This is a genomic window from Cohnella yongneupensis (assembly GCF_042655785.1).
GTDB classification, from domain to species: domain Bacteria; phylum Bacillota; class Bacilli; order Paenibacillales; family Paenibacillaceae; genus Cohnella; species Cohnella yongneupensis.
The window spans coordinates 96,743-123,516 of the sequence record NZ_JBHSNC010000054.1; the positions used below are offsets into that span (position 1 = coordinate 96,743).

Below are 26,774 nucleotides of genomic sequence, written 5' to 3' on the forward strand. Positions count from 1 at the left end.
GTTTTTTGAAAGCTCTCTGTAGATTTCATAAAATTTGGATTTTCTTGCGATCTTTCCTTTATAAATATCCATCAATGAAATTCCCTTCGAGTGTGACTTCATCGGATTTGTTCTCATTATAGAACAGCTAAAATTCAAAACAAATACAATAAATTATGATGAAAGTCCAATTTCTTTGATAAAAACAATCGTAAGATTGTGACATTATTTGTAAATATATATTTCATTAAAAAAGAGCCTTGCGCTAGCGTTCAGCGCCTGGCTCCTCCTGACTAAAGTTAGGAATTATATATCGGTATTTGTTGTTGTTGTTCGGCTGCGAGATCCAATCCAGCAATCCGATATTGAGCATATTGTTCTGTTCCTCAAAGCCGGTTTGTAATTGTTGTTCGCCCGTCAGAATTTTCTTGTAAGCCTGATACCGGTCTCTTTCATTGATCGTATCCGGAACGTCCGGGTACAGCGAATCCCCTCCGGATGGCATAAATCCAGCCAGCGCATTTCTCTTCCGGTTCTCATCGGTCATGTAGTCGGTATATTGCATAGGAATTATGTATTGCTTTTGGTATAAATCCCCTAGAAACTCGTCTGAATATAAATACTTCCATATCGACACGACATCTTTAAGATCCTTCGTATTGGAGTTAATTACGTACCATCCGGACGTTTTCATCTCCATCTTGTATTTCCCATAATTTTGCAGGTCGTTCACGACAGGCATCGCGACGCCTAAATCGATCTGGTTTTGATTATCGGATTCAAGGAAGGCAACATCCTTGTTGGTTGCATACATCATACCGATTTTGCCCATTCCGAACTGAATCAAGGCTTCATCCTTTGTTAAGTTGGCTACATCCGGAAACAAGATCTCTTCCCTTTTCATCCGTATGATTTGTTCAAACCACGGCTCGTAAACCTTGAGGTCAAACTTTCCTTTGTTAAAGTCATAGAAATAGAGATTGCTGAACGTATTGGCGGTTTCCAGCGCTTCCGAGAAACCTTCCGTCTTGTCTCCGGCTGGGATGGCGAAGCCGTACTCTCCCGAACCCCTTCCAGCGCTTGTTATTTTAGCGGCGGCTTCATACAGTTGTTGAATGGTCCGTGGAGGAGATTCCGGTTTTAATCCCGCTTTGATGAGTAACTTCTTATTATAGATCAGTCGGGTCGTAATCAGTTCGGAAGGAAAAGAATAGATTCTCCCTTCCAGGCGGGGATTATTCGCTTTTTTTATGGCCAACGTCGAAAAACGGCTTAAAAAATCGGAATCCATATATTCCGTAATGTCGGCAATAAAACCGTTCAACGCGTAATAATATACCATGTCATACCGAACCTGAAAGAGATCCGGACCCTCCCCGGACGTCATCATGAGAGCTATAATATCGTCATACCGGTCGGCGGGAATTTTCATGACCTCAATTTTAAAGACATGATTTGGATCCCGGTTGTAGTTCTCTATCAAGCTTTCTATTTCCATCGATGAGGCGTCGTTCGGAATCGCAAAGGTCACCTTTTGCGATTCCGTTGTCGGTTCTACTTCGCTGTTTCCGGTTTGTTTCGTGCTGCTTGCCAGATCCAGATTGATCACAATGACGAAGAGTATCGTAAGAAGAATGATCCCACTAGCGGAAAATCTGTAAAAAGTGTTTTTCATTTATCGAGCCTCTGCACGAAAGTCATTGGGCCGCACTCCCACATATTTTTTGAATACCGAACTGAAATAGTGCGGATTCTCGAATCCGACCATTGTCGCTATCTCGGAAATCATATGATCCGTGTTTTTCAGAAGCTCCCTTGCTTTTTCCACCCGGGTTGTTGTAATGAACTCGATCAAGGTCGTCCCAGTTTCCTGCTTGAATATTTGGCTGATATAGCTGGGAGTGAAATGGACCTCTTCCGAGATTATCGCCAGACTTAGTTCTTCGCCGTATCTTCTTTTGACGATGTCCTGGATTTTGTTGACGGCACTGCTTTTGTTGGAATTATACTTCTGGGCATAGTAATCCGCCATCCGGATCAGCACGTCATTCATATAATTCTTTAAGCTGTGGATATTTCCGAAGGCGTTGATTCTTTCAATAATGTCCTTCTGATTGAGTCCGATCTTGTTGAAATCGTCTCCTGATTCATACGCGGATCTTAAAGCGATAAACAAAAATTCTACACAGACGCTTTGCACGTATTCAACCGTATGCTTTTTTTGCGTGTTGAACATTTCAAACAGGTTGTCCGTAAGTTGTTTGGTAGACGCCAGGTTTCCCAACTTAATGGAAGAGATCAGCTCGTTTTCCGTCAAATACAGATGATTGTACCCGGGAGTGACGGCATCGTTCGAGAGCATCATCTTGTTCAAGTCGCCGATGTTCAGAATAGAATTGCTGCCCGTATAGAACTTAAACTGCAGCGCGGTTAGGGCATCCGAATAGGACGAGCTGACTTTGTTCAAGCAGAGAACGGGGCTTCCGATCCCAGCGGAGCACATCACATTCAAATATTTATTGATGCAGTTGATGATCTCTTCGCAGATCTCGCCATACTTATTCTCCCGGATCGTTTCCCCATTAAAAATGACCACGAATTCGTTTTGGCCGGGGCTGAAAAATATGCCTGCATCGTAGTTCCCCATAATTTCATCTATGATGTTCATAATGGAAAACTTTAAGAGCTGGCGTTCCTCTTCCGAATTCGCCCATTTGGTTTGATCATAGTCGTCCACTTGAAAAACCGCCGTCAACGCCGAGTCATCCATCACAAGCGGGATCTCCAGAAAAATAAGCTTTTCCGCCAATTCATGAATTTTGGTGTATTTTCCGACGATCAAATTTTGAAAAAAGTCCTTCTTAACAATAGGCATATTTTCTTGAAGTTGCAGCTTTATCTTTCGGATGTTCATTTCTTGATAATTTTCCAAGTGAATAGTCTCTACCGTCTGTCTAATGATCTCTTTAAGCTCATCGATTTTAACGGGTTTAAGGATGTAGTTCGTGACATTGAGGCTGAGCGCCGTTTTGGCAAACGTAAAATCCTCAATGCCGCTGATGAGGATGACCTTCGTTCTGGACCCGGCCTCTTTCAGCTTCTGGGCTGTCTGTAGTCCGTCCATGATCGGCATCCGGATGTCGGTAAAAAGGATATCGGGTTCGAGTTGACGGCATAACTCCAAAGCCTTGGCGCCGTTGTCCGCGTCACCCACGACCTGGATTCCATAATCCTGCCAAGGAATCACATTCATTAAGCCATTTCGTACCTTCGTCTCATCATCGGCTATGATCAGTTTAAGCATGTTGCCGCCTCTTCTCTCCTAGAAGGTATCGTCACGATGACCGTAATGCCCGGACCCTCATTATCGTAAAATCGGAGTCCGTACGGCTCGCCGAAATATTGCTTGATCCTCTGATTTACGTTCCAAATCCCGTAAGACTTCTTTTGTTCTTCCGCCTGCTCGAGCAAAGCGTTCAGCCTGCCTACATCCGCTCCGACGCCGTTATCCTGCACGCTGATTTCTATGGTGCCGTCGCTCTCCGTCGCGAATATTCGGATATCGCCTTTGTCGCCGGTTTTCTCGATTCCATGGATAATCGCGTTTTCAACGATCGGCTGCAAGATCAGCTTGACGGAAACGCAATCCTTGATGGACTCCGGATAATAAATGTCATAGGTGATTTTCTCGTCGAAACGTATTTCTTGAATGGCAAGATAACTCTTCACTTGATGAAATTCTTCCTCGAGCGTGATGATACTCTTTCCTTTACTCAGGCTGTACCGGAAAAAATCGGACAAGGACGTGACCATTTTACTGATTTCCGGAACCTGGTTCGACAACGCCATCCAATTGATAGAATCCAGCGTATTGTATAGAAAATGAGGATTGATTTGCGCCTGGAGAGCTTTGAGCTCCGCGTCTTTTTTATTGACCTCTGTGACGAAAAGCTTGCTGACCAATTCCTCAATTTTAAAAACCATTTCATTATATTTATCGATCAGGAAGGAGAACTCGTCCCTCCTTTTGTAATCCAGCTTGATGTTAAAATTTCCGGTCTCCACATGGGACATGGATTTGACGAGTTTCCGGATCGGATAAGCGACACTATTGGAAAGCAGCAGCGCGATCATGATCCCCAGTATACTGAACACGATGATAATGGAATAGACCAATTTCTTAATGACGGTCAGTTCGCTGTAAAGCTCTTGCACGGGCGACAAGGAGATGATCGTCCAGCCCAACTGTTCGATCTTGTACGATGAGACGAACATATTCGTATCATCCACTTTTTCCTTAAAGGAGCTATAATTCGACTTTTTGTCTGCCATGATATCTGTAATGTACGGAATGTCTTTTACGCTGCTACCGAGTTTGCTCTGATCCTGCGAAACGGTGATCGAGCCATCCTTATCCACGATAAAAAGAGTACTTCCTGCCGACGCCTTGAATTTATTGACGATCTTCGTGAAATCGTCAATGTCCACATCCAGCGTCAATAAGGCCCTCAGACGCATTCCTCTGTCTTGAAGAGCATACAGCTTTTTCGCGATTTTGATCATATACTGCGGGGGGCCGGACGGGTCTGGCTGCTTGAACAATCCGCTGACTGTATATCGGGAGCGATAGGGGAGATCCAGAAACCATTTTTCCGATTCGATCGCATCTACGGTTGAAACCCGCTTTGAAAAGCTGAACTGCATATATTCCGCTCTATTGTACATATAAAGGGTCGGAATGATGGTAGTGCTGGTCTTGTTCGAAAAATCGTAATTCATCAGGATATCGTTAAGCTTATTCAATTCCTTCACCACGCTGACATTACGTATATCTTGGGTGACGTTCTGCTCGATAAAATAGGGATCCAAATCTTCCTTACTGAAGGAGAGGGTATCCTGCAGCTGCGGTGTCAAATAGATCGTCGTGGAGATATCGTCGATTCGATCGAGTTCCTGCAGGATGTCCGACTTGATGACCTTCATATCCTTCATGGAAGATTCATTGATTCTTTCCGTGATCATTTTATCCAGAATATGATGAAACGAGAGTGAGATCACGATCGTCGGAATGATCACCAAAAATAAGAAGTAGGTCAGCAGCCTATTCTTGATCGTAAATTTATAGAAAATTTTATTTAGAAATAAATCAAAATATTTTTTTCTCATCGATGTCACCATGTGTGAGTGGTATGTAAATAAGTATATTCTAACATTTAGCATGAAAGCGCCGCCATACAAATAAGAGAGACTCCCGCTTATGCAAGAGGAAGTCTCCGTGGAGTCAACTTATCATGAATTTACTTTCACTTCACTGATGACAGGCGTCCAGCTGCCTTTGGTGTTAGCCGGCATTTCTATTTTCAAGTAGTTGGTGCCTGCAGGCAGATTGTTTACCGAGTAGTTGACTCGGAACCAGCTTCCTGTAGTTTCAAGCGGCTTATCCTGCACAGCCGTTATTTCTTTGTAATCGCCATCCGTCGCACTAGCGTAAATCTTGAAGTTGTTGGAGTCGGAGCTGCCGTCGTTAAAGTAAATTTTGATGCTGGCGGATTTCATATTTTTCAAATTGTAGATGATGCTCTCTGCGGTATTCGACGTTCTCTGAATCATGGAAGTATCGCCTTCCGTCGACTCCGCGCCGATATTCGTCAGAGATAAATTCGTCGTATGGGAAAACGTTTTGCCCCAGTCATCCAGCGAATCGGTTATACCCGTAATTGCAGGGGTAGTCGTGTCGACGGGTTTGTCGACGGGTTTGTCGACGGGTTTGTCAGTCGGCTTCTGCTCGACTTTCGGTTTAAGCGATATGATTTTCACCGAGCCGATGACAGGCGTAAAATAACCCTTCTTGTTTTTTGGAAGTTCGATTTTTAGATAATGAGTTTTGGCCGGGAGGTTTTTGACCGTGTAATTCACACGATACCAGTAACCTTTCAATTCAAAAGGCTTGTCTTTCGACGTCTTCACTTCCGTAAATTTCCCGTCCGTAGAGCCCGCATAGATCTTCAGGTTGTTGGAGTCGGAATCGATATCGTTGAAGTAGATTTTCACGGTTGCGGATTGGATATCCTGAATATGGTAGATGAAGCTTTCCGTCGTATTCGTTTTTCTTTGCGCAGCAGATGCATCGCCTTCGGACGATTCTTTTCCTATGTTCTCCAAAACCCAATTCGCTGTGTGCGAGTAAGTCTTGTTCCAATTGTCCAAGGTGTCCGTCATCGTGAGCTCATTGGCTGCCGGTTTCGGATCAGGCAAATCCTTTTGTTTAACGGAGGTAATCTTCACTTCACTGATGACGGGCGTGTAAGAACCCTTGGTATTGACCGGGAGTTCCACCTTCAGGTAGTTCGTATTGGCCGGCAGGCTGCTCACGGAATAGTTCACCCGGTACCAGTAGCCTTTGGATTCCTTTGGTTTATCCTTGCTTGTCTTCAGCAATTTGTATTTCCCGTTGGTTGAGCTTGCATAGAGCTTGATATTATTCGAATCCGAAGCGGCGTCGTTGAAATAGATTTTCACATTGACCGATTTCATATCTTTGATTTCGTAGATGAAACTGCCGGCTTTCGCGTCTTTTCTCTGTGCAACGGATTTATCGCCGTCGGAAGCGTCCGTGCCGATGTTCGTCAGAGTCACGTTGGACGTATGAGACAAGGTTTTGCTCCAGCTATCCAGAGAATCCGTCAGCGTAACCGTCGGTGTTTGGGATGTTGCGGCACTTGCAAACGCAGCGCCTGTCATACTCACTGCCGCCAATGCGAATGCCAATGTCAGTTTCATAAGTTGTTTCATGTTAGGACCTCCTCAAGTAGTACAACATCATTTGGATTTAGTTGCCGATTTGGACTTCGCTGATGACCGGCGTGTAATAATCTTTGGTATTTTGCGGAATTTCGATCTTTAAGAAATTGGTGTTCTCCGGAATGCTGTCCACGGTGTAATTCACCGCGTACCAATACCCTTTGGTCTCCGCCGGATCGTCCTTCCGCACGACCAATTCCTTGAATTTCCCATTCGTAGAGCTTCCGTAGATCTTGATATTGTTCGAGTCGGAGTTCGGATCATTGAAATAAATTTTGACATTGGCCGTCTTCATTTTTTTAATGTTGTAAATAAAGCTTTCCGACGTGTTCGTTTTTCGTTGAACGACGGAGGTATCTCCGTCCACCGAATCCGCTCCGATGTTCGTGAGCTGCAAATTGTCGGTATGCGACAATGTTTTTTTCCAGTCGTCCATCGGATCCGTCATGACGTTTTTCGGCTTCTCCGCAGCGGACTTCGGTTTGGACGAAGTAATGTTGACCTCGCTGATCACTGGCGTATAAAAATCCTTCGTGTTTTGCGGAATCTCGATCTTCAGGAAATTAGTATTGGCGGGCAGGCTTGCGGCGGCGTAGTTCACGCGGTACCAGCTTCCCTCCGTGGCCGCAGGCTCGTCCTGACTCGTCTCGACCTCTTTATAGCCGCCGTTCTTAGAGCTCGCGTAGACCTTAATATGGTTTGAGTCAGATCCGGGGTCGTTGAAATACATCTTGATGTTGGCGAGCCGGATATCTTCAATCTGATAGATAAAGCTCTCGGTCGTGTTTGTTTTTCTTTGGGCTACGGATTTATCCCCGTCAGTCGATTTTTCGCCGATGTTCGTCAATTGCAGATTTGCCGTATGCGAAATGGTTTTATTCCAATTATCCAGAGCATCCGTCATGACCACGGGATCCGGAATCGGCGAAGCTTCGGGCGCAGGAACGGAAGCTGTTTCTCCCGGCGCTGTTGTTTGTGGCTCTACGTCCGCGAAAGAATCGACAAATCCGCTTGCGTCGGTATCCGCATCGATCAAAGTCGTTACGCTTTTGGACGGAAGAGATGCGGTAAACGCGCCGTCTTTCACTTCAATCCCAGTGCCCTTGGCTAGATTTTGACTAGCCGATGTCGTGTAAGGGACGAAGGTTTTCCCTGGCGCGCCTTTCAGCTGGAAGCTGATGTCCTGATTCGCTTCATTGTCGTTAATGGCGACAACGGTTAGCTTACCGGTGGACGGATCTTTATAGGCGCTTACATAAATCCCGCTCGCCGGTTCCGGAGTCGCATCGATCCGTACGGCCCCCGGCTGGATAAATCGGCTGAAATTGCCGAAGGTGAACAATCTTTTATTGGTGGAGTAAGACGAATTGTCTTTGTAAATATTGATGAGCCCTTGTCCCCCTGCTGCCGAGTCGGTTAACAGCCACCAATAGAAGAAAGCATTGTCCTCCGCGACCGTCATATGCCTGTGCATGAGTATCGCATTTTTCATAGCGTCCGTCATCGATGCGTCGTTCTGGCCCTCATAGCTGGAAACCTCTGTGGCCCACACCTTTTTCCCTTTGCTCTTGGCTGTCGGCAGCGCTTGAAATCCTCCGTCGTACGGATGAGCCGTTACCGTGTCGATATATTTCACAGTCTCCGGATCATTCAGCGCGTCAACGGCTAGATTCTCATTCCAGTCCTTCGATTCCGGCAGCATAATTTTCGCGGTAACGCCGTCTTTCGTAAACGTTGGACCTAGGTAATCTTTAATGAAGTTGTTGAAATCTCCGGCCGACCACATGTTTCCTTCATAATTCGGTGCATTGTCCGGTTCGTTCTGGATCGAAACCCCGTATAGGTCGATATTGAACTGAGACTTGTATTCCCTTGCGTACTTGGACAGATAGTCGGCATACGCTTGAAACTTGTCCGGAAGAAGGAACGAATTCCCGTCCTCCGCATTGTTATTCGTCTTCATCCAGCCCGGAGGACTCCATACCGTACTGTAGAAACGGGTAACTCCTCGTTTCTTCGCTTCATTCATCATGAAGAGCTGACCGGGGTCCTTCGACCAATCCCAAGTCCCTTCGACAGGTTCGATTTGCGGTACCCGGTTCCGTACCCAGGACAACCCGATGCCCTTCTCTCTGCTGAACAACAAATCCAGAATTTGCGATCTGGCCGGTTCGGCATAGTTTTGAAATCCCTTGGGGCCTAGAGTTTCGATAAAAGCGGCCGAGGCTCCGAACCCGTCAATGGCCTGTTTTTCTTGATTCCAGTCGATAACGCTTACAGGGATAGCCGGAACCGAAGACGTGGATGTCGGGATCGGACTTGCGGTTTCCTTCGCCTCATTGGAAGTACAGCCCGACAAAATGATGGCGATTAGAAGTAATGGGATGAATCTGGCATAACTCTTCCTCATGCTAAAATCTCCTCATATCGTTCATTTAAGAAGCTTAATAGGTTTAATTATAAACGTATATCCCTGCCGTTTTCCCTAATGATATGATTAGTTTTTGTATCCGTCTTGAGAAATAAATTCAAGCACCGCCATCTCGTGATTCTCCAGCTTAGGAATGCGATAAGAGACGATTTGGGCCGTTGATGTTCCCGTTTGATGGGCAGGGTCCGCCTTCTGCTCGAATGGAATTTCCGTCATTTGCGGAGCCATGTATACCCGCTTCACCTTGCGGGGTACCCGTACCGATACCTCGATGCCATGGAGCGGCACAATGTCTTCGATGATTTCGATATTTCCCCCTCGCCGAACCGGCGAAACGTAAAGCAAATGGTTCACCCAGCGGTTGGAATTCGGTTGCTTGCGCAGGGTGACGATGCCTTGCGCCGGAAGGTTCGTTTGCAGCAACTTGTCGGGCAGCAATCGATTTAATGCAAAGAGTACCATCTCTTTCGCAATCAAGCTGCCTTTGGTCGCATAGTCTTTGAATAAGTTCCAAGCCACATAGATGCCATGCTTGCCTTCCGTCATACCCGGCCCTGCCGATTCTTTGCGGTTCGGAGTATGCTGGTGCGAGCAGAACGTGAATACGTCCCGATTAAAGTAAGGGGCTTCCCTGTGCCCATGTTCAATTCCGCCTTCGGCCAACTCGATGATCTGACCTTCCGAGTACATGATGAATGCCGAGGGGTTCAAGCGGCCCGGCTTAAATCGTGGTTGGAAGTAATCCGGCTGGAAGGGACTTGCGCCTTTCCATTTCGCGCCAAGCTCGAAAGGAAACACATGGTCGGCATCCATCCCCGACAACCCCGTAGCCAATAATTTGCCTCCTGCATGGACATAAGCTTCCAGCTTCATATTCAATGACTCATGAAGCGTAGCCAGATCCGGCAGAATGATCACCCGATAAGCAGAGAAATCCGCCTCCGTATCGATGACATCGAACAGGAATTTCCCCTCCAGGAGAATCCGTGCGGCGCCGACGTTGGAAGTCCCCGTTCGGTCCTCATCCGTTCCGCCTTCACGACCTAGCGCCTCCAGACTGAGCAATGCGACTTCCGCTACGCCGATACTTCCTTCGACCCAAGGTTCCTTCGCCTCCACCTCGCGGTACGCTTCGCCGATCAGCGCATAGGTCGCTTCATCCATTCGGCCGTCCGGATGCAGTTGGTCGCCGATGGAGAGACGCGCGCCGTTCGCAAGGCTCAAAGCCGCCTCGTAACGAAGCGCATTCGGATGCTTAAAGCCTCCGAATTCTCCCCACATCGTATGGAATTTGCCGGTCATCCCCAGGTACGGAATGCCTATCGTTTCCGCATAGCGGGCCGACAATGGGAAATGGTCGTAGCCCCAACCTCCGGTCGGCAGCGATTCCAGCTCCAGATGGGTGTTGAAATTCGCCCAATCCCTTCTTCCATGCCGTAAATGCCCCTGGTTGTGGAACACGGGTAGCCCCGGTTTATGCTTATGTACCGCTTCGTTTGTTCTCCTCGCATATTCCGCCCACGTGTTTTCCCACAAATTCCGCATGGCTTCGAGATCTCGGGGATCTTGTCCCTGGCTGCGTATAGACGCCACGCACTGCTGGCAGTAACATTCCCGCCAGCCTACGATATCGAGAAATATACCATCAGCATCATACCGTTGAACCACTTCTTCAATCTGCGCCACCAGAATATCTAGATACGGCGTGTTCATGCAAAATTGGTGATACCCCGGATGCATAAAGCCGGCCACCCAGTTAGTGCGGTCGTCGCTATTGCGGATCAGCCATTCCGAGTGACGCCTTGCCAGCTTCTCATCCAATCCCGCAGATATATAGACCGGCGTGTTCACGCCGATTTCATGCGCTGCTTCAATCTGCGCGCCCAGCAAATCAAATGAAAGCCCCGGATGCATTTCGTTCGTCTCGCTGGGATGATAAGCCCAGCCGTGATGGCATTTCGAGAATACGGTAATGGAATCAACATGGCCTAGCTTCAGCATGTCTTGAAACTGCTTTTTGGAAAATTGAGAGCCGATATCCGGTATAGCCTCCGATGTGTGAAAATCCAAATGCACTTGTCTGTATCTCATGTTTATAACCTCCGGGGAATAGGCATACGCCTGATTCGGCCTCGCTTTTGGATGGCCTCTATCCAATGTAAGCGTTCTTACTCGAAAAAAGGAGTTCGATTTGCGACTTTTAATAGCATGATTCCGACCAAACTTACTGTATAATTTCAGTTAAAATCATATTTACTCACACAATACCGACTAACAAACTCATCTAAGGAGCATGGAACATGAAATGTCTGGAGCTTCCGATTCCGCCGCTTCCCCAATGTCTGACCGTTGGTAATTCCGTTTGGTCTCCCGGTATGCAGCATGCCGAAAGAAATTTTCTGGTTTATGACCTATTGATCGTTAAGTCCGGTCGGTTCAATATTATGGAAGAGGATACGACCTATGAATTAGATGCGGGCGGAGTAATCATGCTCGAGCCCGGCAGAACGCACCGCGGACACCATCCGGTCACGGAGTCGACGGAAATTTACTGGGCGCATTTTCTGCATACGCCTCCCGCCCGCACGTTGGAGCAGGAGCAAATTCCTTGGTCTTATTTGCTCAGGAAAGGAACCGACGGAGATACCTTGCCTTCCGAACAATTTATGTACGTGCCGAAATGCGCCTATCTGGATACAAGACCTCTATACCCCGTCCTTGACGAAATGGTCCAGCTGCACCGAATGTTCTCCATCAAAAACGCGCTGAGATTGCAGCTTTTGTCGGCTGAGCTTCTCTACCGCCTGCAGGCCGCGGTATCTACCGGAGACCATTCGCGATCCTACCAACTAGCGGAACAGATAATGGATTATTTGCACCGTAATCAGTTGAAGTCTTTCGACGCCGCAGATTTGGAAGCCCAGTTGCACTTTAACATCGACTATTTGACCCGTTGCCTCAAGCTGCATACCGGGCTCAGCCCTTTGCAATATTTGCACCGCCTGCAAATGGAGTCGGCCTGCTCGCTGCTTCTCCAATCCGACTGGCCGATCCAAGAAATCGGCGAGCGGGTCGGACAACCTAACGCCAACTATTTTATTCGGCTGTTCCGCAAAAGTATGGGCATTTCACCTGGCAAGTATCGTGCCCAACATAAAATCAGGATTTGAAATTGAAAGGGACTGACCCAATGGAATTTGGGACAGCCCCCTCCTGCTGCAGAAATATCAAAGAGAACCCTTGCATAGCAAGAGTTCTCTCCGTTTCCACCGTCGTTTTTCACTCATCCAGCCACAGAATGCTGGTCACGCCTCGCGGATAATATTTGCTACCGATGATTTCTCCGGACAGAATCTGATCACTCCAGCTCCAATAAGACAGCTCAGGATGGGTCAGCCAGTGCACGTGCGCCGCGTCTGCCGTGCGTCCGCGTTCGTCCCACTCGAGCCCCATAATCTTCCGAGCGATGAACTGACAGAGATAGATTTTGCTGAGCCAAGAGTTGTTGCTTGTCGAGGATAGCTTCCAACCCCCGTCCGCGAACAAGCAGACGCCGGGAACGAGCACCGTGTTCAGATGCGTTCGGAGCGCCATCAGGTAATCCGCATAACGCCCCGTTAGGTCCAGAGCATCTAGGCAACCCATCATGTAAGGGAAAATCAACCCTTCTACGGCCGGAATGATGCGGGATTCGTTCCCCTCCCCGATGACCGCGGGAATGTAGCCTTCATCCATCAGATGCGCGGCGATCGTGGCTGAGCAACGTTCCGCCTGCTGCCCAGCTTCCCGTAACTGTTCCTCTAGCCCTTGGCCGCGGAATAGCTTCTCGAAGGCAACGTAGGCTGCCCAGCACTTGCCACCCATATAGATGTTATTTCTGGCTTGACCCAAAGACACGTCAAGGCTGTCATAGGTGGTGATTTCCGCTCCGCCCATGGTGCGAGAGCTATCCAGCCCCATCAGGCCGTTGCGCTTCGCCGGATCGGGGTGGTCCCGGTTCAGCATGCTTTGGAAACACTCCCGCAGGTTGCCGAGATTTCTTTCCAGCCATGCCTGATCCCCAGTTTGGTGAACGTAAACCGCCGCGCACAGCACCCAGTTGACCAGCTGTTCGTGCGTCATATGGGAAAAGCAGTCGTCGATCCCGAACATTTCATAAGAGGAGTACGCCGGTCTTGAGAACACATTGCCCACGCCCATGTCGTGCGTGAAGCTGATGCCCCCGGGGTATTCCGTCGGATCGTTTGGAAAGCGGACCGTATCCCGGTAGCTGTATCGTTCCGTGAACAGATCCAGCTCGTTTCGGACAGTCCAAGGATTCATTTTCAGTTCATAAAAGAGCTGGTCGACGGTCAAATCGAAAGTGTTCATCATCCGGTATTCGCCTTCGTTAACAACCCAGATCGGCTTTCCGTCAGGCCCCGACAGCAGTTGGGTGCTGCCGTAATAGCTGCGGACGGCGTGGCGCAGCATGAATTTCTGGTCATCGTTCAGGTTCGCGCCCGATAGCATGCTTTCCGAATCGACGGAGACGGCTTTCAAGTCATTGAACCGGGACAGCGCGTAAGCCGCCACTTCGTCGATATTCCGGAATAATCTGGTATAGTAGTACCGCGTGTCGATGCCGGACGTTGCCTCTCCCCCGCGGTAGAAGCAGACGGCGAACCGGAACGTACGGATCGCCCCCGCCGGCACGTCAAGCAACAATACCCCATTCATGCCGAGCGCGAACTTCCAATTCTCCTCCAGCTTAGCGCCGAGGATTTTATCAAGTCCAAAACCGAGAGCCGAATGGGCATAGGGATCGTCGGTCGCGATCGCGGTCAACCGGCCTTGCCCGAACCCCTTGACGGTGCCTCCCGTGGTATCGTCCAGAAACCTCATATTGGCGTACGGATCGTTCCCCTGGTACCCGAAATATGCCCTTCGACTCGTTACGCCGCTTCGGTTATCGACCGTCAACTCGGCGAGCACGGCGGGCAGAAGAACGTCCTTGATCTCACGATCCGAAACGGAGTCGGGCTCGGGAACGGGACGGGCCTGCGAATAGATCCGGAAGGTCAGGTCCCCCGCTTGCCAAGTGTCCGTTCCGAGCTGAAACTCTCGCCGTATCCCCGAGGCTGCGAACGGCACGATGCGGACGGTGTTAGGGTCTCCGTCCACTTCTTCCTTCTCCACGTCGTACCGCTTGCTTTCGTCTTCGTCCGATTCGAAGAAAGGCAACGCTTGAAAGAGGTGGGGGTCATTCGCCGACTGCAACCCGATGTACACATTCTGGTCCGCCGGCTTCCCCAACTCTAGCCCGAGACCGCCCTTCGCTCCGGGGAATCCCAGCGTGAAGCTGGAGAACGCCCCGATCGGAGAATGATGGGCGTTATAGAATAGGTTATGGCTCATAGAATCAGGCCTCCGTTAGAATTGTGGTTATCGTAATATCTTCGACGCCTGTCCGGGGAGGCACTGCCTATTATAAGTCGTCCATTCTGCTGTTGGAAATCTAAAAAATTATGACTTAATATCAAAAAATTTAGATGCCAAAAAAATGAGTCCCCCGCGAGGCAGGATATGCACAGCAAATAATCCTCTATCCCTAGAGGCACAACATGGATGCGCTTCTTATAATCTGAGGGCAATGTTGATAGTCCGGAATTTCCAGAAAAAAAAGAGAGCCCTATCTCCCATTTGGAGAGACAGGGCTCACTCTTTCGTTAGCCGGCCAGATAGGCTCTAATTGATAATCTATTTACTATTTCGTCATATCCCCTAAACCTTATAAGCCTTCATAGCCTTGAACAACTCTTTAAACGAAGGCCGCTTGCCGTACATAAGTACGCCAGTGCGATAGATCTTAGCGGACAACCAGCCGATCAAGACGATCGCAGCCAGTAAAATGCCGATGGAGAGCGCGATTTCCCATACCGGCGGCTCGGTGAGACCAATGCGCAGGAACATAAGAAATGGTGCGAAGAACGGTATGAACGAGCATATCCGGATAAAGGCGTGCTCCGGATGCGATAGCCCGAAGATCGCGATGTAGAAGCCCGCGAGCGTCAGCATAGTGATCGGTAGAATTGCTTGACCCAAATCTTCCGTACGGCTGACGATCGAGCCGACGGCCGCGAACAGCGTCGCGTACAGGAAGAAGCCGGTCAAGTAGAAGAAGACGGCGAACACGATCAGCTTCGGATCGACCGCTCCGAGATCGACGCCCATGTCTTTCAGCGCGTCAATATTATGCTGCTGCACGAGGTTGAGGACGAGCGCGCTGACCAGTATGGCCATCTGCGTAACGCCGACTACGAATGTGCCTAGTATTTTGCCGAACATTTGCTTGAGCGGGGAGACGCTCGTCACGATGATTTCCATGACGCGCGAGCTCTTCTCGGCCGTAATTTCCGTCGCGATGAGCTGGCCGGTGATCATGACCGCCATGAACAGCAAGATGATCATAATATAGGTCATTCCGATCGCGGTGCCTTCTTCTTCCGGCGTCTTGCCCGCTTCGTTGGTAAACCTCACCTGCTCTTGCTTCACCGTTACGGGAGCGTTAAGCAACGCTTCTTGCTCCGGCGTAAGGCCAAGACCCTTCACGACGAGATCGTTTTTGACGACTTGCAAGCCGAGCGTAAGCGACTGCGCAGTCGACGAGCCGAGCGAGCTCTTCGCATGGTAGACGACGTCCGGGAATCCGACCGCCGCATTGTCTTCGAACGTCACGTAGCCTTTGATATCGCCGTCATCCAGTTTGGTCTTCAAGCTCTCTTCCGAGTTCGATGCGACTAGCGCCACTTCCGGCTTTTCTTGCTTCGCGTAGTAGACTGTAAGGCCTTGAATGAGCTCGTCATGATTTCCTTGCACGTAACCGACCTTTGTTGCCTTGTCGGACTCCAGCTTATTCAGCAGCGTAGGCAAATTGCCGACGACGACGAGCAAGATGGCCAATACGAGAGTCGTAATGAGGAACGCCTTGTTCCGCAGCTTCGTGCGCATCGTGAACGACATGACCGTCCATAGACTATTCATTGTGCTCACCTACCGTTTTGATGAAAATTTCGTTAAGCGTCGGCTCCATGATTTCGAAGCGGTTGATCGGCCCTTGCGCTAGCGCATGCTGCAAAATCAGCTGTCCCGCTTCCGGCGACTGAACCTTCAGCTCGTAACCTCCGTGCTCGTGACGAACGACGTGCTTCACGCCGGCGATACCGTCCAACCCGCCGATCGAGCCTTCGGCCGCAATGACGACGCGCTCTTGCGGAAACTTCTTCTTAATTTCCTTGATCGGGCCCTGCAGCACCGGATTCGAGCGATGCATAATCGTAATGTTGCGGCACAGCTCCTCGACATGTTCCATCCGGTGGGTAGAAAATACGATGCTCGTGCCGTTGTCGCGAAGCTCTTTGACCGTCGACTTGAGCAGCTCCACGTTAACCGGATCGAGGCCGCTGAACGCTTCGTCCAGAATCAGGATCTTCGGATTATGAATGACTGCGGCTATGAACTGGATCTTTTGCTGATTACCCTTGGACAGCTCTTCGACCTTCTTGTTGTAATACTCGGGCACTTGGAACTTATCGAGCCATAGCTTTAAGTTCCGGTCGGCGTCCTTGCGGGACATGCCGCGCAGCTGCGCCAAGTAAATGATTTGGTCGCTGACCTTCTGCTTCGGATACATGCCGCGTTCCTCCGGCAAATAACCGAGCATGCTCAGTTGCTCCTTGCTATAGGCTTTGCCTTGATAACGAATGTCCCCTTGATCGGGCAAAATAAGTCCAAGCACCATCCGCATCGTCGTCGTTTTACCGGCGCCGTTCGCCCCTAGCAATCCGTAAATCTCTCCCTCTTGAACCTCGAAGCTGAGTCGATTTACAGCCGTTTTGTCTCCGTAATTTTTCACGATGTTGTCTACTTTAAGCAGGCTCAACGTCTAGTCTCCTCCTTCCGAATTAAACAGCTTAATATATCTTCCAGTTCCATGCGCTGGATTCCCAGCACCTGATAACCTTTAGAACGAACGTAATGTTCCCCTTGGTCGGGCTCGTCGATCTCCAGACGATAGACGCCCGGACCGGCTTCCGCGATGCCCTGCAAGCCCGGCGTACGACGGAGCGCGCTCTCGATCTCGCTTCCCCCGCCGGACTGCTGAACCATCACCACGCGCCAGCTATCGAACAAGCGATCCTTCTCGTACATCCCGAGGAAACGCCCCCGATCGAGGAACAAAATATAGTCCGCCAGCCTGCGCACTTCCTCCGTGACGTGGGAGGCGATCAGCAGCGTCCGGTTTCCCGCTTCCATGTAACGCTGCAGCTCATCCAGCATTTTGCGCCAAGCAAACGGATCGAGACCGGAAGACGGCTCATCCAGCAGCAGCAACTCCGGGTCATGAGCTAGCGTAATCGACAGCTCCGCCTTGCGGCGCATTCCCTTCGACAACTTGGATAGCTTCACGTCGCCTTCGCACTCGAATTGGCGCATAAGCCTGCGGTATCGCTCCCAGTCCCATGTCGGATACCAGCACGAAGCGAACTTCGCCTTCTCGTCCGCAGTCATCGGGTTCTCGTAAACATTCGGAAGCTCCGCTAGAAACCCGATCCGAGACTTGTATCGCTCGTCGCCTCCCGGTATGATCCGCACGCCCATCACGCTCGCCTCTCCGGCTTGGATCGGCTCCATTCCGAGCAGCATGCGCATAAGCGTGCTTTTGCCGGAACCGTTCGTTCCGACGATCGCCGTTACGAACCCTTGCGGGATATCGCAATGCAGCGGTCCCAGCGTGAACCTCTCTCCGGCGATCCTCACTCCTCGACAAGCTATCGCCGCCTCGGTCGCCGTATCGTTCGCCGTCTTCAACGCCTCGCTATGCATCGCCGTCATGACGCCCCCCCCGATCTCTCGTTCTTTTTGACGCGAATGATTTCCTGGACTAGCCGTTCGAGCTCTTCGATCGTGCATTGAAGCTGAAGCCCCGCGTCGACCGCTTGCGTCAACGCCTCCACCGCCCGTTCCAGCCGATGCTCATCCCGGACGCTAGCGTCGACTCCGGTGACGAACGTCCCCGTCCCTTGCCGCGTGCGAATCAATCGTTCGTTCTCCAAGTCCTGATACACTCTTCTAATCGTGATCGCGCTGCATTTCAACGATCCCGCCAACTCGCGAATCGATGGCAGCATCGTTCCTTCCGCCAGCCCTCCGCCGAGGATGAGCCCGCGAAGCTGCACTTCTATTTGGTGGTATAGCGGTTCAGGCCGTTGTTCGTCGATTCGGATCGGCAACCACACAAGCTCACCCCCACTCTCATGATGATTTTTGGATTAGAACGTGATCGATCTCGAACGGATTCGGTTTACCGTCTTCCGATAGCAGAGCGCAAGTGCCATTCCCGCGCAGAGCAGCGCGCAGGCAACGACCGCGGGGGATGCCCCGGACTCTGTCCAGCCCAGCGCTTCCGTTACGAAATGACGATGCGAGTCCAGCAACCCTAACGCGATTACCCCCGCCGTTACGATCCCGAACCAGATCAAGTACCCCTGAACGTAACGTTTGCCGCTATAGCCCTGCTCCAGCAAAATATATAACGCGTTGACGATTAAGCTGTAACTGGCGAGAATGACGCCGAATTCGAACCAATGTATTCCGGATACGGCAGCTCTTAAATCCGGCGCTAAAGCATATTGCAACGACAGCGCGATCGCGATATTAGTAACGACCATGACCACGGATTGACCGATTCTCGAGCCTACAATGACCGATACCGGGATCGGATACGCGCGCAGGATGGCCAGCTTCTTAGTAAACAAGTCGTTGCGCCAGATGCTGAAGATCGTGCAGTTCATGACCGTACCGAATATAGGGACCAGAACGAGATACAACCAATCCACCATGACGCGCAGCCCTACCGCAACCTCGTCTCCGCTGAACAATTGTCCAACGTTGATGCTCATCACGCTTCCCATATAGAGGCTAAATGCCAACGTTCCTAATACGCCTAGCCACTCTCTGCGCCACAAATGACCGGACAGCATCCTAGCAGCCTGCCAGTAACTCATCTGATCTACCCTCTCCCCACATTGTTCATGTGTGTATAACGATATACACACTATAATATGGAAAACGCTGGTCGTCAATCTCGGTTCTGAGATTATGCTCATAAAGATTAGTTAAACAGGAATCCCCCGCTTCCATCGCGAAAAGAGAAAGGTGCGAATTCGACATCGTCTCACGCCAGGAAAGCGAGGAATCACCATGTACCGGAAACTCATAACGCTCCTAATACTAACCGTTCTCCTATCCACGCCGCTCACGCCTCTCTCGACTACGCCGCTTTCTTCCGCCGCGGACAACGGGACGGACAGCGGACTCCCTTCCCGCAGCGGCGAACAAATCGCGGACATGTGGGCTAAGCTTATGCATCCGAAAGCCGATTTCAAGAAGCCTTATTCCGTTGCTCCCAAGACGGTTAAACCTTATAGCGCAGGTGCCTTGCGCGCCGATTATATCCAAGATGGCGTGAACGCGGTCAATTTCTATCGCTTCATCAGCGGACTCCCCTACGACTTGAAAGCAACCGCCGCGCTCAACGCGCAAGCCCAGTATGGCGCTGTATTGCTAGCGGCCACCGGTTATTTAACCCATACGCCCAAAAAAATTAGCGACATGCCCGATGACTTCTATAAGCAAGGCTACGACTCGACTTCATCGTCCAACATTTATTCCTCCTACGGGTACGACGACCATATCGTCGCGCGCTCGATCGATGCATACATGGAAGATTCCGATGTCGGCAACCTCGACAGAGTCGGACATCGCCGCTGGATTCTGAATCCGCCGTTGCAGGAGATCGGCATCGGACAAGCCGAGAGCGCCGACGATACGAGCTTCTCCGCGCTGCAAGTGTTCGATATGAACCGCAAGACAAAGGTAGATTATCATTACATCGCCTACCCTGCGGCAGGCTTGTTTCCCATCGAAGCGTTCGGGGCCAACTATGCTTGGTCGGTAAGCATTAATCCGGACGAATTCGCCGATCCGATTAAGAAGAACATCCAAGTTACGCTGAAACGGCAGCGCGACGGCAAGCAATGGACGATAGCCCCCGGCAGCTATAACGCGACGGTCAGCGGCGCTTATTTGAACGTCGAGAACAGCTACTACGGTAGCGGCCCGGCCATTATTTTCCGACCGGAAGGCGTCGATGCTTATCGCGCTGGCGACAAGTACGAGATCGCGATTACAGGGCTCAAGTCGACTAGCGGAGCCTCCAAAACCGTTCGCTACACGGTCGAGTTCATGAGTGCCGAGCACTATGTCCCTAGCGCCGCGACTACGCCAGCGACACGCTTCACCGATATTGCCAAGCACTGGGCGAAAGCCTCCATCGAATGGGCGGCGGGTAAAGGAATCGTCAGCGATATTAAAGGCCCGTTCAGACCCGAAGACGACGTGAAGGAAGAAGAAATGCTCAAGATGCTACTGGCTTCCCAGGGCGTTCCGATCCCTCCGCCGGACGACGGCGAGGAGTGGTCGACTAATTATTATGACTATGCGACGAATAACGGGTATAATTTAGCTGGGAGCACTGACCAGAAGCTCCGGCATCTACCGATGGACCGCCAGTCCGTCGCCGAGCTCATCGCCGCGGCCAAAGGTTTGAACTATACCGGCGACAGAGCGATCCAATATTTGCTCGACAACGGCTATTCCAAAGGCAAGACGGCCGCCACCGTCGCAGGCTACGCGGGAAGCGATCCGCTGACCCGTGCCGAAGCGGTGCAATTCATCCGTAACCTGATCGAAGCCGGCTACACCTTATAAGCGAGAGGATAGATTAAGAAGATGAAACGCAACGGACCTTCGCCCCGCCGCCAAGGCGGGGCTTTACCGCGCAAGACGACGCCCGCGAGGCAATTCGCGGTAACCGAACCGACCGAATTGCTGCTTTTCCTGCTGGACAAGCTTGCCGGACAAGGGCGCAACTCTGTAAAATCGATACTAGCGCACGGGCAAGTGTCGGTAGACGATCGCGTCGAGACGAAATATAATCACCCGCTTAAACCCGGACAGATCGTCAGCATCAGCAAAGACAAGAAAACGACGGCACCGGGGCTGATCGGGCTGCGCATCCTGCACGAGGACGATGACGTCATCGTCGTGTACAAAGATGCCGGACTGCTGTCTATCGCGACGGAGCAGGAAACGGAACTGACCGCTTACCGACAACTAACAGCGCATGTCCGATTGAAGAACGAGAAAAACCGGATTTTCGTGTTGCACCGGTTGGATCGGGAAACGTCCGGCGTCATGATGTTCGCCAAGAGCGAACGCGTACAACAGAAGATGCAAGACAACTGGAGCGAGGTCGTTAAGGAAAGATCTTACGTGGCTTTAGTCGAAGGATTAGTGAAGAAGTCGCAAGGCACGATCACCTCGTGGCTTAAGGAGAGCTCCACGCTGAAGATGTACTCCAGCCAGAACTCGAACGACGGCCAGCATGCCGTTACGCATTACAAGGTGCTGAAGGCGAGCAGAGCGTACTCTCTGCTCGAGGTGAATTTGGAAACCGGACGCAAAAATCAAATTCGCGTGCACATGCAAGATATCGGTCATCCGGTCGTAGGGGATAAGAAATACGGAGCAAAATCGAAGTCGATCGGCAGACTCGGCTTGCACGCCCGTGTGCTCTCGTTCGAGCATCCGACGACAGGCCAGCTGATGCGCTTCGAATCGCCGATTCCGAAGCCGTTCTTAAGCCAGTTCGCGGAAGATTCCGCGAAACATTAAGTTGTAACGCGCGCCTATTCCAGGCGCGTTTTTTATTTACTTGTACTTGAACACGATGATGCCCGCGATCATGATGCCGATACCGATCAAACGGTTCGCCGAGATCGCGATACGATCGACGCCGAATAGTCCGTAACTCTCGATCGCGAGCGTCGCGATAAGCTGTACGATCAGCATAATCGCGATGGCGTACGCCGGACCGAGCGCGGACACCGATTTCATCGCCGTGAACACGATGACGACGCCCATGCAGCCGCCGAGCAAATACAGCTTGTTCACGGACCCCAGCTTAACCGCGCCGCCGTCCTTCAGCATCCACAACACAATAAGCGAGAGCAGAAACCCGGTCCCATGCACCCACGTGTTCGTGAACCAGAAGCTTGTCTTCTCGCTTAGCCTCACGTTGAATATCCCTTGCAAGCTGACGAACAAGCCCGCGACTATCGAATAGATGATGCCTATCATATTGCTTCCCCCGCATTCAACTGTACAAATTCCCGTTCGAGAGCGCCCTCAAGCGATCGAGATCTTTAATGAAGAGCGCGCCCCTCTTTCGTTCCACCAATCCGTCTCTCGCGAATTGCGTAATGACCCGGTTCAAATGCCGGTAGCTCGTGCCTAACAGCTCCGCGATTTCCGTAAGTTTGGACGTCTTCAGCTCTTCGATCTGCTCGCGGCCGTTCTCGTCCGACGTAATCGACACGAGGTAACTCGCGAATCTCGTCTCCACAGGGTAGAGCAAATTCAAGCTCGAAGCGTTCGAGAACGTATCCAGCTTGTTCGCGAGCTGCTTTACGATGAACCGCAAAAACGCGGGGTCTTCGTTCGCCGTATCCGCCATCGCTTGCCGGCTAATGCCGATGAAGCAAGTCTCGTTCACCGATTCTACCGTGCTTCTGGCAGGAATATCGCTGAGCATCTCCAGATCGCCGATCGTGCTAAGCGGATTATAAAATCGGATTAGGATCGACTTCCCGTTGGGCAACACTTTGTAAACCTTTATTCTTCCTTCAACGAGCAAAAATAAATGCATAAGCTGATCCCCGGACGAGCAGATAATCTCTCCGCGGTCGAACGAGAACAGCTCCATTGCCCGCTCCGTCTTCCTATCGAACAGTCCGCTCAGCCGATGAGCGTCCATATAGCGCTTTAACGCATCCGGATCGTTGATTTTCCTCATCCCGTCGCGACCGCCTCTCTTGCGATTCATTCTAGCGTAACGGTAACGAGAACCGAAAGGACATATGTCCCATCGGACCGCTAACCGCGAAAATCAAGCACTGACCGCAAGTCGGGCATCCCGCCTTGCGCCCCGAACTTCGTCACGGAGAGCGCTGCGACTTTGCCCGCAAACCGAACCGCATCGGGAAGCTCGCTCCCGCTTGCGATCGCGTAGGCAAGCCCGGCGTTGAACGCATCCCCCGCGCCGGTCGTATCGACGACATCGACCTTATAACCCGCGACGAATCCGCTCTCACCATTTTCGTCAACAAAGGCGCACCCTTTAGCTCCGAGCGTCGTTACTACATTCCGAACGCCTTGCCGTTGCAGCCCTCTCATCGCTTCTACCACATCTTCTTCGGCCGCAACGTTCCCGCCGACGACCCCGAGTTCGATTTGATTCGGCGTCAAATAATCGATCTCCCTCAGCAACGTCTCCGGCAAAGCTCTGGCTGGAGCCGGATTCACGATAACCGTCTTTCCCAAGCGCTTAGCCGCTCGAACCGCGTGTATTACCGTCTCCATCGGAATTTCTAGCTGAACGAGCACGACATCCGCATTAGCAATTACATCGATATTAGCATCGACATCGCTTGGCATGCATAATCCATTTGCGCCCGGAATGACGATAATCCTGTTGTCTTGCTCCGCAAGTAAAATAGACGCGACTCCCGTAGGCGCCTCCGCGACTCGCTTCACGCTATCCATATGTACGCCGGCTTGCCGCATAGCCCCGATGATCTGATCGCCGAACGCGTCTTGTCCGACCGCGCCGACCATCGTCGTATTCGCGCCCAGCTTGGCGAGCGCATAGGCTTGGTTTGCCCCTTTGCCGCCTGGAACGAAGCGCACGCTTGAACCGAATTTCGTCTCGCCGGCTTGCGGCGGAGTGTCCACCTCGACGACGATGTCCATGTTCAAGCTTCCGATAACGGCAATTTTCGGCTGTTTACTCATCACGGTCTCTCCTTCGCGCAATAGAATAGGGTCGCCCCACTAGCCGCAAACCGGCCAACGAGACAACCCTATTATCGCTTATTAATACTCTTTGGTGTTAGTCGTGCTAAAGTCGTAAATCGTATAAGCATCCGTAATGATCCACGAGCCGTTCTGATATTCCAGCAGGTACTGGATATCCGACGTTACCGGCGCCAGCTCGTAGTCGCTTTCCATGCTCGCCGTCGCTTCGTTCGTCTCTTCGCGCACTTTGACCGAAGCCGTATAGCTGTCGTTGCCGTTCGCATAGAGCTGGAAGCTATCCAGGTCGTAGGTCATTCGCGTCAATTCGCCGATATACACTTCGCTGTAGTACTCGAGCGAGGACAAGTTATTGTTCATCCGCTCGAGCATATAATCGTTCAAGTTGGTAGCAAGCGCCGGGTTTTTCTCTTGCGTCGCCTGCATCCAATTTTTCACGAAATCGTTCGAAGACGTCATAATCGCTTCCTTCACGTCATCCGTCAACGGGTCGATATGGAAGCTCATCTCTTCGCTCGAGACCGGCTGCTCTTCGCTCTTCACCGAACCCCAAGGATATTCCGCTTGCACGTACATCGTGTTCGAACCGTCCATCGCGATCGGTCCGATTTCCTGATTGCCGTCCGCCTTCAGGCCGATGTCTTTGCCGTTAATATAGATTTCGGCGGAAGCGTTGTCCGAATACACGTAGACGTAGTCGCCTTGCAGATCCAGGAGCACTTCGTCGTCGTATTCCGCCATCGGGAACAAGCTGACGTTCTGCTTGTTCTCGAGCGTCGTGTACTCGCCCTCATAGACGACTTTAACTTCGTAGTTGCCTGGCAGAAGCGGTCCGACTTCGACTGCCGAGCCGTCCGCTTCCACCCCTGCCGCTTGCTCTCCGTTTACTACGATTTGAGCGCCTTCGAAGTTCGAGCTTACCGGAATCATATAACGTTTGACCTTCAACTCGTAGTCGTTATAGAGCAACCACTTCTTCTTGACTTTTTTCTCCAAATAGACGAACGGCGCATCGTCCTCCGTGCTGAACGTCTCGACGTCGCCGGATTTGAGATCCGTCGCCTCGGAACGGAGCTCTTCGACGAGATCTTGGACGACGTCCTCGTTGTCTTTGAGGTAAGCAGCCATCGCATCGGCGGTCTTCTGATCGAGCTTGATGTCTTCGTTGGACGCCGACAGAAGCTTGTACAGCTTCTCCCCGTCACCTTCCGTCGCCATCTTCTCGAATTTGGTGATGAGACGATCTTCGTCGGTCATGTATTTGCCGAGGAAATAAGCGCCTACGACAAGCAAGATGACAACGACTCCGCTTATGATCGAGATGATAGCTGCTTTCGAGAGCGGCTTTCTCGGAAGATTAGCTGTCAGTGGAGGAAAATCATCCGGTTGCACCGGCGGGAATAACGGCTGTTGACCGTTATCCTGCGGCTGGTACTGATACTGCGGTTGCTGCGGCGCAGGCGCGTAATATTGGGTTGTCTGCTGCGCTTGCGGCTCTTGCGGCTGCGAAACCGCCGAAGCCGTCGGAGTGCCGCACTCCGGACAGAACGCGAAGTCTCCGTCCATTTTGTGACCGCATTGTTTGCAGAAATGTATAGTAGAGATGCCAATCACCTTTTTCTCGCATAATCGTCGTGCGCTGGCTAGTTGCTACTTGCTTAGTTCAACATGTCCAAGAGATCGTTAAGCCCACTAAGCCCCGAATCATCATCGGAGCTATTGTCGCTGCCGCCCATGATAACTCTAATCAGCATTAATCGGAATACCATCACGTAGATATTGCTCAACACATCTTTTAGTAGGAAAACTAGCAGGACCGTAATAGCGATGGAAAGCAATGCGCCGTAGAATGCATCCAGTCCGCCCGTGTTCTCCGACTTATAGCTGTATACCGTAAAGCCGATCCCAAGAATCCATGCTACAATGCCGATTCCGAGAATGCTAATATCGAACGTCAAATTTGCGTCCATCAAGGACAATAAGAAAGCAACGAAAACAATCGCTACTGCAGGAACCGAGTAAGCGCCAAAGCGTGCTAGCACTTCCTTGTAGCTACGTACGACGTTGCCAAACTTCAAAGTTACGAAGATAAGCGTGTTTGCCGCGAGAACGATGAAGAGCATGAAGGCGAACGGCCGAAGCGCGAATTCACCAAAAGGAACGCTTTCCCCATTAGCATTGCTTTTAAACAAGAAGTACACGGTTAGCGGAGCCAACAACGCGAAAAGCACCAAAGAGATGATGCCGCTGGCCATTTGGCCGGCGTTCGTCTGCTCGCTGACGCGCATAGGACGCTTCAAAGCTTGTCCGAACAAGTTGAAAAATTGGTTCGCGACTTGCTTAGCTTGCTGCAGCTGCGGGTTCGGTTGATTGAATTGCGCCGGTTGGCCGTATTGCGGTTGAGCTTGCCCTGCATAAGCGCCTGGCTGCGCATAAGGAGGCTGCACTGCAGTCTGTTGTTGCGGTACGCCTTGCGGGAAACCTGGGTTCGCCCCTGCGGCGGCCGCCGCGGCTTCTAAACTAGCGCCGCATTTAACGCAAAATTTACCTGATTGATTGATATGTCCGCATTGAGTACATTGCACGT

At 51.0% G+C, this 26,774-nt stretch carries 20 protein-coding genes; 3 read left to right on the top strand and 17 right to left on the bottom strand.

The window, feature by feature from the left end; genetic code table 11:
• Positions 1–244: 244 nt before the first annotated feature.
• From ACFPQ4_RS18770 to ACFPQ4_RS18795, 6 genes are all read right to left on the bottom strand, one after another.
• Positions 245–1,654: an ABC transporter substrate-binding protein gene (locus tag ACFPQ4_RS18770; protein WP_378113429.1), complete on the bottom strand. Its 1,410-nt coding sequence runs from the start codon at positions 1,652–1,654 to the stop codon at positions 245–247.
• Positions 1,655–3,283 (bottom strand): response regulator transcription factor, encoded by a 1,629-nt coding sequence (locus ACFPQ4_RS18775; RefSeq protein WP_378113430.1) that lies wholly within the window; start codon positions 3,281–3,283, stop codon positions 1,655–1,657.
• Positions 3,271–5,145 (bottom strand): cache domain-containing sensor histidine kinase, encoded by a 1,875-nt coding sequence (locus ACFPQ4_RS18780; RefSeq protein WP_378113431.1) that lies wholly within the window; start codon positions 5,143–5,145, stop codon positions 3,271–3,273. The genes ACFPQ4_RS18775 and ACFPQ4_RS18780 overlap by 13 nt, the downstream gene beginning before the upstream one ends.
• A gap of 123 nt (positions 5,146–5,268) precedes the next feature.
• Positions 5,269–6,771 carry a hypothetical protein gene (locus tag ACFPQ4_RS18785; RefSeq protein ID WP_378113432.1) on the bottom strand — a complete coding sequence of 501 codons (1,503 nt, stop codon included), beginning with the start codon at positions 6,769–6,771 and terminating at the stop codon, positions 5,269–5,271.
• Between the two features lie 37 nt (positions 6,772–6,808).
• The gene (locus ACFPQ4_RS18790) at positions 6,809–9,190 is read right to left on the bottom strand and encodes a glycoside hydrolase family 30 protein (protein WP_378113433.1); all 2,382 of its coding nucleotides are present in this window, start codon (positions 9,188–9,190) and stop codon (positions 6,809–6,811) included.
• An 87-nt stretch (positions 9,191–9,277) separates the two neighbouring features.
• Positions 9,278–11,302 (bottom strand): beta-galactosidase trimerization domain-containing protein, encoded by a 2,025-nt coding sequence (locus ACFPQ4_RS18795; protein WP_378113434.1) that lies wholly within the window; start codon positions 11,300–11,302, stop codon positions 9,278–9,280.
• A gap of 209 nt (positions 11,303–11,511) precedes the next feature.
• Between ACFPQ4_RS18795 and ACFPQ4_RS18800 the strand changes: the two genes are divergently transcribed.
• The gene (locus tag ACFPQ4_RS18800) at positions 11,512–12,381 is read left to right on the top strand and encodes a helix-turn-helix transcriptional regulator (RefSeq protein WP_378113435.1); all 870 of its coding nucleotides are present in this window, start codon (positions 11,512–11,514) and stop codon (positions 12,379–12,381) included.
• 109 nt (positions 12,382–12,490) lie between these two features.
• Here the strand turns inward: ACFPQ4_RS18800 and ACFPQ4_RS18805 are convergent, their stop codons facing one another.
• From ACFPQ4_RS18805 to ACFPQ4_RS18830, 6 genes are all read right to left on the bottom strand, one after another.
• Positions 12,491–14,608, bottom strand: coding sequence for a glycoside hydrolase family 52 protein (locus ACFPQ4_RS18805; RefSeq protein ID WP_378113436.1), 2,118 nt, complete (start codon positions 14,606–14,608; stop codon positions 12,491–12,493).
• Positions 14,609–14,974: 366 nt separating this feature from the next.
• On the bottom strand, positions 14,975–16,234 hold the full coding sequence (locus ACFPQ4_RS18810; RefSeq protein WP_378113437.1) for an ABC transporter permease: 1,260 nt from the start codon (positions 16,232–16,234) through the stop codon (positions 14,975–14,977).
• A complete protein-coding gene (locus ACFPQ4_RS18815; protein ID WP_378113438.1) occupies positions 16,227–17,132 on the bottom strand; it encodes an ABC transporter ATP-binding protein in 906 nt (301 codons plus the stop codon). The genes ACFPQ4_RS18810 and ACFPQ4_RS18815 overlap by 8 nt, the downstream gene beginning before the upstream one ends.
• Complete coding sequence (locus tag ACFPQ4_RS18820) at positions 17,129–18,085, bottom strand: ABC transporter ATP-binding protein (protein ID WP_378113439.1); 957 nt, start codon at positions 18,083–18,085, stop codon at positions 17,129–17,131. Before ACFPQ4_RS18820 ends, ACFPQ4_RS18815 begins: the two co-directional genes overlap by 4 nt.
• Entirely contained in the window at positions 18,082–18,489 is a 408-nt protein-coding gene (locus tag ACFPQ4_RS18825) for a GntR family transcriptional regulator (protein WP_378113440.1), read from the bottom strand. Before ACFPQ4_RS18825 ends, ACFPQ4_RS18820 begins: the two co-directional genes overlap by 4 nt.
• A 33-nt stretch (positions 18,490–18,522) precedes the next feature.
• On the bottom strand, positions 18,523–19,257 hold the full coding sequence (locus tag ACFPQ4_RS18830; protein WP_378113441.1) for a hypothetical protein: 735 nt from the start codon (positions 19,255–19,257) through the stop codon (positions 18,523–18,525).
• A 196-nt stretch (positions 19,258–19,453) separates the two neighbouring features.
• Here ACFPQ4_RS18830 and ACFPQ4_RS18835 point away from each other — a divergent pair, with 196 nt between their 5' ends.
• Together ACFPQ4_RS18835 and ACFPQ4_RS18840 are read left to right on the top strand one after the other, a co-directional pair.
• The gene (locus ACFPQ4_RS18835) at positions 19,454–21,022 is read left to right on the top strand and encodes a CAP and S-layer homology domain-containing protein (RefSeq protein ID WP_378113442.1); all 1,569 of its coding nucleotides are present in this window, start codon (positions 19,454–19,456) and stop codon (positions 21,020–21,022) included.
• 21 nt (positions 21,023–21,043) lie between these two features.
• Positions 21,044–21,988 (top strand): RluA family pseudouridine synthase, encoded by a 945-nt coding sequence (locus ACFPQ4_RS18840; protein ID WP_378113443.1) that lies wholly within the window; start codon positions 21,044–21,046, stop codon positions 21,986–21,988.
• A 36-nt stretch (positions 21,989–22,024) separates the two neighbouring features.
• Here the strand turns inward: ACFPQ4_RS18840 and ACFPQ4_RS18845 are convergent, their stop codons facing one another.
• The 5 genes from ACFPQ4_RS18845 to ACFPQ4_RS18865 form a co-directional block, all read right to left on the bottom strand.
• A complete protein-coding gene (locus tag ACFPQ4_RS18845; RefSeq protein WP_378113444.1) occupies positions 22,025–22,453 on the bottom strand; it encodes a DMT family transporter in 429 nt (142 codons plus the stop codon).
• A gap of 16 nt (positions 22,454–22,469) precedes the next feature.
• Complete coding sequence (locus ACFPQ4_RS18850) at positions 22,470–23,168, bottom strand: Crp/Fnr family transcriptional regulator (RefSeq protein ID WP_378113445.1); 699 nt, start codon at positions 23,166–23,168, stop codon at positions 22,470–22,472.
• 80 nt (positions 23,169–23,248) lie between these two features.
• Positions 23,249–24,166, bottom strand: a complete 918-nt coding sequence (rbsK, locus tag ACFPQ4_RS18855) for a ribokinase (protein ID WP_378113446.1) — start codon at positions 24,164–24,166, stop codon at positions 23,249–23,251.
• A gap of 81 nt (positions 24,167–24,247) precedes the next feature.
• Positions 24,248–25,753 carry a zinc ribbon domain-containing protein gene (locus ACFPQ4_RS18860; RefSeq protein ID WP_378113447.1) on the bottom strand — a complete coding sequence of 502 codons (1,506 nt, stop codon included), beginning with the start codon at positions 25,751–25,753 and terminating at the stop codon, positions 24,248–24,250.
• A gap of 92 nt (positions 25,754–25,845) precedes the next feature.
• Positions 25,846–26,772: a hypothetical protein gene (locus tag ACFPQ4_RS18865; RefSeq protein ID WP_378113448.1), complete on the bottom strand. Its 927-nt coding sequence runs from the start codon at positions 26,770–26,772 to the stop codon at positions 25,846–25,848.
• Positions 26,773–26,774 lie beyond the last annotated feature (2 nt).

Excerpts from the sequence above, each read along its gene's own strand:
- ACFPQ4_RS18845 (WP_378113444.1), bottom strand. The coding sequence starts at position 22,453 with ATGATAGGCATCATCTATTCGATAGTCGCGGGCTTGTTCGTCAGCTTG.
- ACFPQ4_RS18780 (WP_378113431.1), bottom strand. The coding sequence starts at position 5,145 with ATGAGAAAAAAATATTTTGATTTATTTCTAAATAAAATTTTCTATAAA.
- ACFPQ4_RS18850 (WP_378113445.1), bottom strand. The coding sequence starts at position 23,168 with ATGAGGAAAATCAACGATCCGGATGCGTTAAAGCGCTATATGGACGCT.
- ACFPQ4_RS18840 (WP_378113443.1), top strand. The coding sequence starts at position 21,044 with ATGAAACGCAACGGACCTTCGCCCCGCCGCCAAGGCGGGGCTTTACCG.
- ACFPQ4_RS18805 (WP_378113436.1), bottom strand. The coding sequence starts at position 14,608 with ATGAGCCATAACCTATTCTATAACGCCCATCATTCTCCGATCGGGGCG.
- ACFPQ4_RS18775 (WP_378113430.1), bottom strand. The coding sequence starts at position 3,283 with ATGCTTAAACTGATCATAGCCGATGATGAGACGAAGGTACGAAATGGC.
- ACFPQ4_RS18800 (WP_378113435.1), top strand. The coding sequence starts at position 11,512 with ATGAAATGTCTGGAGCTTCCGATTCCGCCGCTTCCCCAATGTCTGACC.
- ACFPQ4_RS18810 (WP_378113437.1), bottom strand. The coding sequence starts at position 16,234 with ATGAATAGTCTATGGACGGTCATGTCGTTCACGATGCGCACGAAGCTG.
- ACFPQ4_RS18795 (WP_378113434.1), bottom strand. The coding sequence starts at position 11,302 with ATGAGATACAGACAAGTGCATTTGGATTTTCACACATCGGAGGCTATA.
- rbsK (WP_378113446.1), bottom strand. The coding sequence starts at position 24,166 with ATGAGTAAACAGCCGAAAATTGCCGTTATCGGAAGCTTGAACATGGAC.
- ACFPQ4_RS18830 (WP_378113441.1), bottom strand. The coding sequence starts at position 19,257 with ATGAGTTACTGGCAGGCTGCTAGGATGCTGTCCGGTCATTTGTGGCGC.
- ACFPQ4_RS18770 (WP_378113429.1), bottom strand. The coding sequence starts at position 1,654 with ATGAAAAACACTTTTTACAGATTTTCCGCTAGTGGGATCATTCTTCTT.
- ACFPQ4_RS18860 (WP_378113447.1), bottom strand. The coding sequence starts at position 25,753 with ATGGACGGAGACTTCGCGTTCTGTCCGGAGTGCGGCACTCCGACGGCT.
- ACFPQ4_RS18835 (WP_378113442.1), top strand. The coding sequence starts at position 19,454 with ATGTACCGGAAACTCATAACGCTCCTAATACTAACCGTTCTCCTATCC.
- ACFPQ4_RS18790 (WP_378113433.1), bottom strand. The coding sequence starts at position 9,190 with ATGAGGAAGAGTTATGCCAGATTCATCCCATTACTTCTAATCGCCATC.
- ACFPQ4_RS18820 (WP_378113439.1), bottom strand. The coding sequence starts at position 18,085 with ATGACGGCGATGCATAGCGAGGCGTTGAAGACGGCGAACGATACGGCG.
- ACFPQ4_RS18785 (WP_378113432.1), bottom strand. The coding sequence starts at position 6,771 with ATGAAACAACTTATGAAACTGACATTGGCATTCGCATTGGCGGCAGTG.